Source organism: Pseudomonas sp. PS01299 (genome assembly GCF_029960145.1).
GTDB classification, from domain to species: Bacteria; Pseudomonadota; Gammaproteobacteria; order Pseudomonadales; family Pseudomonadaceae; genus Aquipseudomonas; species Aquipseudomonas putida_A.
Genome location: NZ_JASCPO010000204.1, coordinates 1 through 10,707, shown reverse-complemented (window position 1 = coordinate 10,707; position 10,707 = coordinate 1). Strand labels below are relative to the sequence as shown.

Annotated in this window: 12 protein-coding genes; 7 read left to right on the top strand and 5 right to left on the bottom strand. The window is 62.4% G+C overall.

What is annotated here, in order from left to right; translation table 11 throughout:
* Positions 1 to 37: 37 nt before the first annotated feature.
* Complete coding sequence (locus tag QMX91_RS24710) at positions 38 to 1,462, bottom strand: sensor histidine kinase (protein WP_098965075.1); 1,425 nt, start codon at positions 1,460 to 1,462, stop codon at positions 38 to 40.
* The gene (locus QMX91_RS24705; RefSeq protein WP_098965077.1) at positions 1,449 to 2,171 is read right to left on the bottom strand and encodes a response regulator transcription factor; all 723 of its coding nucleotides are present in this window, start codon (positions 2,169 to 2,171) and stop codon (positions 1,449 to 1,451) included. Before QMX91_RS24705 ends, QMX91_RS24710 begins: the two co-directional genes overlap by 14 nt.
* Positions 2,172 to 2,388: 217 nt before the next feature.
* Between QMX91_RS24705 and QMX91_RS24700 the strand changes: the two genes are divergently transcribed.
* A complete protein-coding gene (locus tag QMX91_RS24700) occupies positions 2,389 to 5,142 on the top strand; it encodes a response regulator (protein WP_098968440.1) in 2,754 nt (917 codons plus the stop codon).
* Positions 5,143 to 5,225: 83 nt separating this feature from the next.
* Complete coding sequence (locus QMX91_RS24695) at positions 5,226 to 6,215, top strand: 2-hydroxyacid dehydrogenase (protein WP_139054873.1); 990 nt, start codon at positions 5,226 to 5,228, stop codon at positions 6,213 to 6,215.
* A gap of 12 nt (positions 6,216 to 6,227) precedes the next feature.
* Here QMX91_RS24695 and QMX91_RS24690 read toward each other — a convergent pair whose 3' ends face one another.
* On the bottom strand, positions 6,228 to 6,668 hold the full coding sequence (locus tag QMX91_RS24690) for a hypothetical protein (RefSeq protein ID WP_103368748.1): 441 nt from the start codon (positions 6,666 to 6,668) through the stop codon (positions 6,228 to 6,230).
* Positions 6,669 to 6,801: 133 nt separating this feature from the next.
* Between QMX91_RS24690 and QMX91_RS24685 the strand changes: the two genes are divergently transcribed.
* Positions 6,802 to 7,236 (top strand): hypothetical protein, encoded by a 435-nt coding sequence (locus tag QMX91_RS24685; protein ID WP_025112952.1) that lies wholly within the window; start codon positions 6,802 to 6,804, stop codon positions 7,234 to 7,236.
* Positions 7,236 to 7,640, top strand: coding sequence for an META domain-containing protein (locus QMX91_RS24680; protein WP_098965082.1), 405 nt, complete (start codon positions 7,236 to 7,238; stop codon positions 7,638 to 7,640). The genes QMX91_RS24685 and QMX91_RS24680 overlap by 1 nt, the downstream gene beginning before the upstream one ends.
* A 210-nt stretch (positions 7,641 to 7,850) precedes the next feature.
* On the opposite strand, the gene QMX91_RS24675 is transcribed toward QMX91_RS24680, so the two are convergent.
* Positions 7,851 to 8,318, bottom strand: coding sequence for a TlpA disulfide reductase family protein (locus QMX91_RS24675; RefSeq protein WP_096796797.1), 468 nt, complete (start codon positions 8,316 to 8,318; stop codon positions 7,851 to 7,853).
* Positions 8,319 to 8,432: 114 nt separating this feature from the next.
* Here QMX91_RS24675 and arsC point away from each other — a divergent pair, with 114 nt between their 5' ends.
* The 3 genes from arsC to QMX91_RS24660 are packed head-to-tail and all read left to right on the top strand — an operon-like array spanning position 8,433 to position 9,807.
* Positions 8,433 to 8,786 carry an arsenate reductase (glutaredoxin) gene (gene arsC, locus QMX91_RS24670; RefSeq protein WP_098965083.1) on the top strand — a complete coding sequence of 118 codons (354 nt, stop codon included), beginning with the start codon at positions 8,433 to 8,435 and terminating at the stop codon, positions 8,784 to 8,786.
* Positions 8,783 to 9,379, top strand: a complete 597-nt coding sequence (gene wrbA, locus QMX91_RS24665; protein WP_139054871.1) for an NAD(P)H:quinone oxidoreductase — start codon at positions 8,783 to 8,785, stop codon at positions 9,377 to 9,379. The genes arsC and wrbA overlap by 4 nt, the downstream gene beginning before the upstream one ends.
* A gap of 2 nt (positions 9,380 to 9,381) precedes the next feature.
* Positions 9,382 to 9,807 carry a DUF2069 domain-containing protein gene (locus tag QMX91_RS24660; protein WP_098965087.1) on the top strand — a complete coding sequence of 142 codons (426 nt, stop codon included), beginning with the start codon at positions 9,382 to 9,384 and terminating at the stop codon, positions 9,805 to 9,807.
* Positions 9,808 to 9,920: 113 nt separating this feature from the next.
* Here QMX91_RS24660 and QMX91_RS24655 read toward each other — a convergent pair whose 3' ends face one another.
* Positions 9,921 to 10,595, bottom strand: coding sequence for a DNA-3-methyladenine glycosylase I (locus tag QMX91_RS24655; protein ID WP_098965089.1), 675 nt, complete (start codon positions 10,593 to 10,595; stop codon positions 9,921 to 9,923).
* Positions 10,596 to 10,707: the final 112 nt, after the last annotated feature.

Here is a 10,707-nt window from a genome sequence, read left to right as displayed (position 1 = left end):
GAGCAAGCCCGCTCCCACAGGAGGGTGACGGTGTTGGTTATACAATCTGCGGACGACACACATCCACTGTGGGAGCGGGCTTGCTCGCGAAGGCGTCAGCCGTCACGCCGCCGTCATCGGCAATCAGCCGAAAATTCAAGCGCAACCCCGCCCCACCATTCTCCGCCCACACCATCCCACCCTGACGCTGCACCGCATTCCTCGCAATGCTCAGCCCCAGACCAAACCCGCCGTCCCCCGGGCGCGAGCCGTCGAGACGGGTGAAGGGTGAGAAGATCCGTTGCAGATCGCCCTCGGCCACCCCGCCGCCCTGATCCTCCAGCCATAAATGCCAGTAATCGCCGTCACGCCGTCCATCGAGGCGCACAATGCCGCCCTCGGGCGAATGACGGATGGCGTTGCGCAGAATGTTCTCCAGCGCCTGCGCTAAAGTATTGAGATTGCCGCGCACCCAGCACGACGCCGGCACCGCGCACTGCAATTGCAGGCTCGGCCAGCCGCTTTCGTAACAGGCGTTGTCGGTGAGCATTTCCCACAGCGCCTGAATCTGGATCGCCTCGTCCGGCAGCGGCGCACGCTCGGTGTCGAGCCACGCCAGTTGCAGGGTGTCTTCGACCAGTCGTTGCATGCCGTCGACTTCACGGCCGATGCGCTCGCGCAGTTGCCGTAGATCCTGTTCGCTTTCACTGGCCACGCGCAGCCGGCTCAGCGGCGTGCGCAGTTCATGGGACAGGTCGCGCAGCAATTGCTGTTGCAAGGCGACGGTGGATTGCAGGCGTTCGGACATTGAATCGAAGGCCCGCGCCAGTTCACCGAGTTCGTCCGGGCGCTGGGTAATGCCGCTCGACAGACGCACATTCAATTGGTCGGCACGCCACGCATTGGCCTGCTTGCGTAGATTGTTCAGCGGCACCACCAGCAAGCGATACAGGCCGACACACAGCAACAGAGTGAACAGCCCCGGAATCACGCCATTGGTAATCACCCGCCAGAACACCCGGTATTTCCCCGGCAGGAAGCGCTCGGGCAACTCGATTACCAGACTGCCGGCGGACGGATTCTGCGGAAACGGTACGCGCAGCCATGGCCGGCCTTGCTTGTGGATCGGCCAGTCGAGGCCGCGTAAAAAGGTCAGGTGCTGGATTTCCTGTTCATTCAGCGGATCGCTGCTCAACGACTGCAGATTGCGGTCGATCACCCCGACCCAGGCGGCTTCGCGCAGCTCCATGCTCTGCAACCAGTTATCGACCCCGTCGCGCTCACCGCGCTGCCACGCCCGCTCGGCTTCGCCGGCATAACGGCTCAGAGTGCCGCGCGCCTCGTCGGAGAGATACTGGTTGCGCTCTTCCATGTAGCGGCCCCAGGACCAGCTCAGCCAGATCATCAACAGACAGAACGCTACCAGCAGACACGCCAGTTTCCAGAACAGCGAATGCCGCCCCGGCAGGTCAGAGATTTTCATCGGTGGCACTCAGCACATAACCCTTGCCCCACACCGTGCGCACTTCCCGTTCGAGGTAACCGATGGCCTTGAGTTTGCGGCGGATCTGGCTGATGTGCATGTCGAGGCTGCGGTCGTGGGCCGCATAGCCACGTTGCAGCACATGCTGATAAAGGAAGGCCTTGCTCAGCACTTCTTCGTCGTTGCGATTGAGGGTTTCCAGCAGACGGTATTCGCTGCGAGTCAGACCGGCGGCTTGTGCGTTATAGAAGACTTCGCATTGTTCGTCGTCGAAGCGCAGCGCGCCGTGGATCGCAGCCGGGGCAATCGCTGCCGGGCGCCGATCCAGCGCCACCCGGCGCAGGATCGCCTCGATCCGCACATGCAACTCGGCCATGCTGAACGGCTTGGGCAGGTAATCATCGGCGCCCAGGCGAAAACCGCTGATGCGGTCGGCCTCGGCGCCCAGCGCCGACATCAGCAGCACCGGCGTCGAATGGCTCTGGCGCAATTGCGTCAGCACCTTCAGGCCGTCGAGCCCCGGCAGCAGAATGTCCATCAGCACCACGTCGAACGGCTGGTGACGCGCAATGTTCAGCCCTTCCTGACCGTTCTGGCACCAGGTCACCGCAAAGCCGCTGCGGCCCAGATGCTCGTGAACATAGGCGCCCAGCACCGGGTCGTCCTCAATGGCGAGAATGCGTGGCAGGTCGGTGGAAACAGGAGTCATGAGTATCTGCTAATAATTCTCAGTTGGCCGATTATTCAAGATTGCCCGCCATCGGGCAACCCAAGCTTGACCGGCCGGACAAACGCGCCAGGCCGCGCCGACCAATGGCGACATGATTTTTCCGAAGATTGCCTGCCTGCAAATCGCTACACTGCGCCAATGTCGCGTGCCGGACGCACATGCGAGTCAACAGTTCAGCGGGATGCAGGAGATGGGTGTGCTCAAGAAACTGGGAATCAAAGGTCGCGTGTTGTTGCTGACCCTGTTGCCCACCAGCCTGATGGCGTTGGTGCTCGGTGGCTATTTCACCTGGATGCAACAGTCCGATTTGCAGACCCAATTGATGCAGCGCGGTGAAATGATCGCCGAACAACTGGCGCCGCTGGTGGCGCCCGCCATGGGCCATGGCAACACCGATCTGCTCGAACGCATCGCCACCCAGTCCCTCGAACAACCTGACGTGCGCGCCGTCACCTTCCTCGCCCCCGACCGCACACCGCTGGCGCACGCCGGCCCGACCATGCTCAATCAGGCGCCCAGCGGTGACAGTGCACAACTGCAACGGCGCAGCGGCAATGACGCCACCCGTTACCTGATGCCGGTGTTCGGCAAGCATCGCAACCTCGCTGGTGATCTGATCCCCGAAGAATCCGACCGTCTGCTCGGCTGGGTCGAACTGGAGCTGTCGCACAACGGCATGCTGCTGCGCGGTTATCGCAGCCTGTTTGCCAGCCTGCTGTTGATTGCCGCCGGTCTGGCGGGCGCGGCCCTGCTCGCGTTGCGCATGGGCCGCACCATCAACCGCCCGCTGAGCCAGATCAAACAGGCAGTTGCCCAGCTCAAGGACGGTCATCTGGAAACCCGCCTGCCACCGCTCGGCAGTCAGGAACTGGACGAGCTCGCCTCGGGCATCAACCGCATGGCCGGCACCCTGCAGAACGCTCGCGAAGAACTGCAGCACAGCGTCGATCAGGCCACCGAAGACGTGCGGCAGAATCTGGAAACCATCGAGATCCAGAACATCGAACTGGATCTGGCACGCAAAGAGGCGCTGGAGGCGAGCCGGATCAAATCCGAGTTCCTCGCCAACATGAGCCATGAGATCCGCACGCCGCTCAACGGCATTCTCGGTTTCACGCATCTGTTGCAGAAAAGCGAACTGACGCCGCGCCAGCTCGACTATCTGGGCACCATCGAAAAGTCCGCCGACAGCCTGCTGGGGATCATCAACGAGATTCTCGATTTCTCGAAGATCGAGGCCGGCAAACTGGTGCTCGACCACATCCCGTTCAACCTGCGCGATCTGCTGCAGGACACCCTGACCATCCTGGCCCCGGCCGCCCACGCCAAGCAGTTGGAGCTGGTGAGTCTGGTTTATCGCGACACGCCGCTGTCACTGGTCGGCGACCCGCTGCGCCTCAAGCAGATCCTCACCAACCTGGTCAGCAACGCGATCAAGTTCACCCGCGAAGGCACCATCGTCGCCCGCGCCATGCTTGAAGAAGAACACGAAGACAGCGTGCAGTTGCGCATCAGCATTCAGGACACCGGCATCGGCCTGTCGAGTCAGGACGTGCGCGCGTTGTTCCAGGCATTCAGTCAGGCCGACAACTCGCTGTCGCGCCAACCCGGCGGTACCGGTCTGGGTCTGGTGATCTCCAAGCGTCTGATCGAACAGATGGGTGGCGAAATCGGCGTCGACAGCACCCCGGGCGAAGGCTCGGAATTCTGGATCAGCCTGAGCCTGCCGAAAACCCGCGACGACAGCGAAGACCTGCCGGGCCCGCCACTGCTCGGGCGTCGCGTGGCGGTGCTGGAAAATCACGAACTGGCACGTCAGGCCCTGCAGCATCAACTGGAAGACTGCGGCCTCGACGTCACGCCGTTCAATACGCTGGAGAGCCTGACCAACGGCGTCACTGGCGCGCACCAGACCGATCAGGCGATCGATCTTGCGGTGCTCGGCATCACCAGCAACGACATGCTCCCGGAGCGCCTGAATCAGCATATCTGGGACCTCGAACACCTCGGTTGCAAAGTGCTGGTGCTGTGCCCGACCACCGAACAGACGCTGTTCCATCTCTCGGTGCCCAACCCGCACAGCCAGCTGCAAGCCAAACCAGCCTGCACGCGCAAACTGCGTCGGGCGTTGGCCGATCTGGCCAATCCACGCCAGCCGCGTAACGAGCCGGGTGAACCGCTGTCGAGCCGTGCACCGAAAGTGCTGTGCGTCGACGACAACCCGGCCAACCTGTTGCTGGTGCAGACCCTGCTCGAAGACATGGGCGCCAAGGTTCTGGCCGTGGAAAGCGGCTACGCAGCAGTCAAAGCGGTGCAGAGCGAATCCTTCGATCTGGTGCTGATGGACGTACAGATGCCGGGCATGGACGGACGCCAGACCACCGAAACTATCCGCCAGTGGGAAAGCGAACGGCATAGCACACCGCTGCCGATCGTCGCCCTCACCGCCCACGCCATGGCCAACGAAAAACGCGCCTTGCTGCAAAGCGGCATGGATGACTATCTGACCAAGCCGATCAGCGAGCGGCAACTGGCGCAAGTGGTGCTGAAGTGGACCGGTCTGGCCTTGCGCAATCAAGGAACGGAACGGGCCAGCGACAGCGCGGCGGGTGGCAGTGAGTTGCCGGTGCTCGACCACGAAGAAGGCTTGCGTCTGGCCGCCGGCAAGGCCGATCTGGCAGCCGACATGCTGGCCATGTTGCTCGCCTCGCTGGAGGCTGACCGCGAAGCCATTCGTGCCGCCAGTGAAGCCCGGGATCAGAACGCACTGATCGAGCGCGTGCATCGCCTGCACGGTGCGACCCGATATTGTGGCGTGCCGCAGTTACGCGCGGCCTGTCAGCGCAGTGAAACCCTGCTCAAACAGGGCGATCCGAAGGCAGTGGTGGCGCTGGAAGAACTGGAGCGGGCGATCAATCGACTCGCGACGCAAGCCAGGATCAGCGCCTGATCCACGGCAATGCCGGCAGCGGCATCCGCCGTTAAAGTGGTGGCCGTCAACGCTGACTCGCCACCCCGTTCCAGGAGGAATTCATGCGCACGCTCGTTTTCAGCAGCCAGACCTATGACCGCGACAGCTTCCTCGGCGCCGAATGTCCGACCGGGATAGAACTGCACTTTCAGCCGGCCCGGCTCAGTCTCGACACCGCCGCCCTGGCCGAGCAGCACGAGGTGGTCTGCGCCTTCATCAATGACGACCTCAGTGCGCCGGTGCTGGAACGCCTTGCCGCCGGTGGCACACGGCTGATCGCCCTGCGCTCGGCGGGCTACAACCATGTTGATCTGCTCGCGGCAAAACGCCTCGGGCTGGCCGTGGTGCGGGTACCGGCCTACTCGCCACATGCGGTGGCCGAACACGCGGTGGCGCTGATTCTGGCGCTCAACCGACGCCTGCACCGCGCCTACAACCGCACCCGCGAAGGCGATTTCACGCTGCACGGCCTGACGGGTTTCGATCTGGTGGGCAAGACCGTGGGCATCGTCGGCACCGGGCAGATCGGCGCGACGTTCGCGAAAATCATGCACGGTTTCGGTTGCCAATTGCTGGCCTACGACCCGTACCCAAACCCTGAGGTCGTGGCGCTGGGCGCACGTTACCTGAGTCTGCCGGAGCTGCTCGCGCAGTCACGAATCATCAGCCTGCATTGCCCGCTCAACGCCCAGAGCAAACACTTGATCAACCGCGAGTCACTGGCACACCTGCAACCGGGGGCGATGTTGATCAACACCGGACGCGGCGGCCTGGTCGACACGCCGGCGCTGATCGACGCCCTGAAGGACGGTCAATTGGGCTATCTGGGACTGGATGTGTATGAAGAAGAGGCGCAGCTGTTTTTCGAGGATCGCAGCGACTTGCCGTTGCAGGACGACGTATTGGCGCGGCTGCTGACCTTCCCGAACGTGATCATCACCGCGCATCAGGCGTTTCTGACCCATGAAGCGCTGGGCGCGATTGCCGCGACCACCCTGCACAACATCGCGACCTGGGCTGCAGGTGCACCGCAGAACCAGGTCGAGGGTTGAAGGCTTGCCGGTTTACTTCGGCGACAGCGACGAGGCCAGGATCAGCAACGCCAGCCAGCCAAAACCGAAAAAGCGCTGCTTCATCGAATGACCGTTACGCAGCAGGAACCAGACAAAGACCATCGGCAGCAGGAACACCATGATCTTCAACCAGCCTTCCACCGGCCGCGAACCGTCGGCGTTGGGCTGAAGTTGAGGTGCGGGCTCGGGTTGCCGACGACGGCGGCCGAGCGCGGCCGGTGTGACTTTCGGCGCAGGCTCCGGGGCTGGCGCCGGGACGAAGGCTTCAGGCACGGATTTGTTGCGCGGCAGGCTGCCAAATGAAATCGTCGCGGCGGCGGCTTGCGCCGGTGTGTGCTCGTGCTGCTGCGCCATCGGAGCACCACAATGAATGCACGCCTTTGCTTCCGAGCTGATGCTCCGCTTGCATTCATAACATTCGATCAGCGCCATGTTCCGTTCCCTCAGAGTGAAGGGCGGCAGTTTGCCATGAGCGCCAGCCGATTTGAACCGGATCGAAGGTCGCACGCGTACGCCATCCTGCAATCCAGCCCGTGCTAGCATGTCGCGCAGATTTGGAGGACCCATGGTCGAACACGATTTCCGCTACACCCTGATGAACCCGCAACACACCCTCACCGAATGCCGCGCCCTCGTACCGGGCCGCTATCAGGTTACCGGCAACGGTGGCTCGATCCGCAACGGTGACGTCCTGTTGGTCACCCTCAAAGGCAGCAAGGACTTGTCCATGCGCCTGACCGTCGACACCGTGCGCCACCTGATCAATCCGCCGGGCCAATGGACCGCGATGACCACCGGCCCGGTCTTCGGCGAACTGGCGATCCACACCTGGCAGGTCAACTGCGACAGCTGCGCCAAAGAGCTGAACTTCGAGTTCGCGGTGGACGCCAAGCTGGGCAAGACCGCCGAGAAACCGGCCGCCACGGCGCGCATCGCCGAGCTGGGCTGGAAAGCCGTCGGCGACAAGCACCTGTGCCCGAAATGCCAGGAGCCTGCGTGATGAAACGCCTTGCCCTGCCGCTGCTGGTCGGTGCCGCTCTGGTGGGCTGCGCCGCAGAGCCTGTGCAATTGCAGCAAAATCGCAGCTACATTCTGGAGTGGATCGGCGAGCGGCCATTGATGGATTACAGCCATCTGACCGTGACCCTCGGTGACGATGGCCGCGCATACGGCAATGGCGGCTGCAACCACTGGTTCGCACCGTACACCCTCGAGGGTGACAAGCTGAGCTTCGGCCCGATCGGCAAGACCCGCAAACTCTGCGCCCCGGCGCTGATGGAGCAGGAACAACGCTTCCTGCAGGCGCTGCAAGGCGTTGAGCGCTGGGACATCTCGCCGATCGAGCAGATGCGCTTCTGGCCGGCCGAAGGCAAGCCGTTGCGCTGGTGGCTGGAAGAGGGTTAACCCTCAAGAACGCCAAACCCTCACCCTAACCCTCTCCCAAAGGGAGAGGGAACTGATTGGGGGGTTCTGAAAGTGTGCGCCGACTTGAAGGATCTTCGCTGAATCCATAATCGACACGATCTTCCAGGTCGATGGAAGCGCCAGACACCTCGGTCAGCTCCCTCTCCTTCTGGGAGAGGGCTGGGGTGAGGGTTGCTCTTTAGAGGCAGCTCACTTTGTCGCCTGCAACGCCTCCAGCTTGGCCATCACCCCCGCCGCCGTCTGCTCGCCCATCAACTGCTCACGCACCTTGCCCTTGTTGTCGATGATGTAGGTCACCGGCAAGGCCTCACTGCGCGGCAGGTCGAACAGGTCCGCCGGATCCTGCGCCAGCACGGTGAACTTGATGCCCAGCTTCTCGCTGGCGCTCTTCAGGTCTTCACCCTGGACGTTGTCGAAGTTGACCCCGAACACGCCGATGTTCTTGCTCTTGAGTTCGTCAGCCAAATGATTGAGCTCAGGAATTTCCGTGCGGCACGGGCCACACCATTCGGCCCAGTAATTGATGACTACCCATTGTTTGTCCAGACGCTCGGACGCAACCTTCTGACCATTCTGGTCAATGCCGTAGTCATTGCCGCAGCCCCCCAGCATCAACGCCCCGATTATCGTCAATGCCGCTGCCAATCGCCGTGTCATGTCATGTTCCCTGGTCAAAAATTGAATGCGCCTGCGACCCATCGCCTCTGAAGGTTCTGGATTGCGCGCTGCACAGTTAGAATAGCCGCCACTTTACGCCAGAAGCGACCCGCCATGACCGATCTGACGCTTTATCACAATCCGCGCTGCTCGAAATCCCGAGGCGCGCTGGAACTTCTCGAGGCCCGTGGCCTGACCCCGAACGTGGTGCGTTACCTCGAAACCCCGCTGAATGCGGTGCAAATCAAGGCACTGCTCGGCAAGCTCGGCATCAGCGCACGGCAACTGCTGCGCACGGGAGAAGATGAATACAAAATGCTTCAGCTGGCCGACACGAGCCTCAGCGAAGCGCAATTGATTGCCGCCATCGCCGAACACCCGAAACTGATGGAACGACCGATTCTGGAAGTCGGCAACAAGGCCGTGATCGGCCGTCCACCGGAGCAGATTCTGGAGTTGCTGCCGTGAGCACGCCGTACATTCTGGTTCTGTATTACAGCCGCAACGGTTCGACCAATGAAATGGCCCGGCAGATTGCCCGCGGCGTCGAACAGGCTGGCCTTGAAGCGCGCCTGCGTACCGTACCGGCGATTTCCAGCGAGTGTGAGGCGGTCGCCCCGGACATACCGGAAGACGGTGCGCTCTACGCCACCCTCGATGACCTGAAGAACTGCGCCGGCCTCGCCCTTGGCAGCCCGACGCGTTTCGGCAACATGGCCGCGCCGCTCAAGTACTTCCTCGACGGCACCAGCAACCTGTGGCTGACCGGCGCGCTGGTTGGTAAACCGGCCGGCGTGTTCACCTCCACCGCCAGCCTGCACGGCGGTCAGGAAACCACCCTGCTGTCGATGATGCTGCCGCTATTGCACCACGGCATGCTGATCACCGGCCTGCCGTACAGCGAGTCGGCGCTGCTGGAAACCCAGGGCGGCGGCACGCCGTATGGCGCCAGTCATCACGCCGGGGCCGATGGCAAGAAAGGTCTCGATCAGCACGAGATGGCGCTGTGTCGCGCACTCGGCGCACGCCTGGCCAAGACCGCGCAAAAACTGGAGGGCTAAGGGTGGCGAAGAAGCCGAAAGTCCTGCCCTCCGTCGAGTGGCTCGAACCCCGCGTCAAGGCGATGCGGATCGTCAGCCTGTTGTGCTTCTTCGGCCTCGCCGGGCTGCTTGCCGCTTACTACCTGGTGTTCGCCGACCTGCACGGCGCCCGACCGTGGGTGATCCTGCTGGTCGAGCTGATCCCGTGGCTGATCCTTGCGCCGGGGATGCTGATGGGCAACGCGCGTGCGCACTCGTGGATGTGCTTTGTGGTGAATCTGTATTTCATCAAGGGCGCACTGGCAGCGTATGACCCGAACCGGCAACTGTTTGGCGTGCTGGAGATGGCCGCGAGCCTGGCGCTGTTCTGCTCGGCGCTGCTGTATGTGCGGTGGCGGTATCAGTTGAATCGCAAGCTGGCTGGCGAGGGCGAGATTTCCGCCGCCTGAGCTGACGCCTTCGCGAGCAAGCTCGCTCCCACAGTTTTTGTGTCGATCACAATATTGTGTTTCAACAAGAATCCTGTGGGAGCGGGCTTGCTCGCGAATGGGGCGACGCGGTCTTAATGGTTGACGGTGTACGCGAGCATCATCGAAATCTGGCTCATCGGCCGCCCACCACTCTGTTCATGCCACTGGTTGAACGCGTTCTGCACAATCGCCAGATCGCGCAGACTGGTCGGCGCCTTGTCGACGATCTTCTGTGCATTCAGCGCCGCGACCACGTCGTAGCTCGGCACGAACGTGTCCTTGCCGACCATCCGCAGGAAGCGCGGCGCCGACAGCCCGCCCAACTGACTCCCGTGCTTTTTCAGGTAGGTCCACAGACCGACGATATCGGTCACCGGCCAGTCGGCGATCAGCGCGCCGAAACTGCCCTTGTCCTTTTCCACATCGAGGATGAACTGGGCATTGCGCGGCACGCTCTTGAGCTTGCCCAGGTGGCGGATGATGCGCGCGTCCTGCATCAGGCGTTCGAGGTGTTCGGCGCTCATCAGCACGACTTTTTCCGGGTCGAACCTGAAGAACACTTCTTCGAAGGCCGGCCACTTGGCGTCCACCAGGCTGTGCTTGAGCCCGGCGCGGAACACGCGCAGGGCCATGGTCGAGAGGTAACGATCGTCGCTGATCTTGCGCAGTTGCGCGGGAGTCTTGGGAACGGGCAGATGGGCTTCCAGTTCAGCCGCCGAACCGAAGCGGTTCAGACAGTATTCGTGCAGCCACTTGTAATCGCGCATGCCCTCTCCTATTGAATGAAACAAAAAACCAATGTGGGAGCGGGCTTGCTCGCGAAGACTGAGTGTCAGTCGGCGCATATAGCGACTGATACACCGCCTTCGCGAGCAAGCC

What these genes read in the sequence shown, in the direction of transcription:
- QMX91_RS24685 (WP_025112952.1), top strand. Translation starts at nt 6,802, where the DNA reads ATGGTCGAACACGATTTCCGCTACACCCTGATGAACCCGCAACACACC.
- QMX91_RS24710 (WP_098965075.1), bottom strand. Translation starts at nt 1,462, where the DNA reads ATGAAAATCTCTGACCTGCCGGGGCGGCATTCGCTGTTCTGGAAACTG.
- QMX91_RS24680 (WP_098965082.1), top strand. Translation starts at nt 7,236, where the DNA reads ATGAAACGCCTTGCCCTGCCGCTGCTGGTCGGTGCCGCTCTGGTGGGC.
- QMX91_RS24675 (WP_096796797.1), bottom strand. Translation starts at nt 8,318, where the DNA reads ATGACACGGCGATTGGCAGCGGCATTGACGATAATCGGGGCGTTGATG.
- QMX91_RS24705 (WP_098965077.1), bottom strand. Translation starts at nt 2,171, where the DNA reads ATGACTCCTGTTTCCACCGACCTGCCACGCATTCTCGCCATTGAGGAC.
- QMX91_RS24690 (WP_103368748.1), bottom strand. Translation starts at nt 6,668, where the DNA reads ATGGCGCTGATCGAATGTTATGAATGCAAGCGGAGCATCAGCTCGGAA.
- arsC (WP_098965083.1), top strand. Translation starts at nt 8,433, where the DNA reads ATGACCGATCTGACGCTTTATCACAATCCGCGCTGCTCGAAATCCCGA.
- QMX91_RS24655 (WP_098965089.1), bottom strand. Translation starts at nt 10,595, where the DNA reads ATGCGCGATTACAAGTGGCTGCACGAATACTGTCTGAACCGCTTCGGT.
- QMX91_RS24695 (WP_139054873.1), top strand. Translation starts at nt 5,226, where the DNA reads ATGCGCACGCTCGTTTTCAGCAGCCAGACCTATGACCGCGACAGCTTC.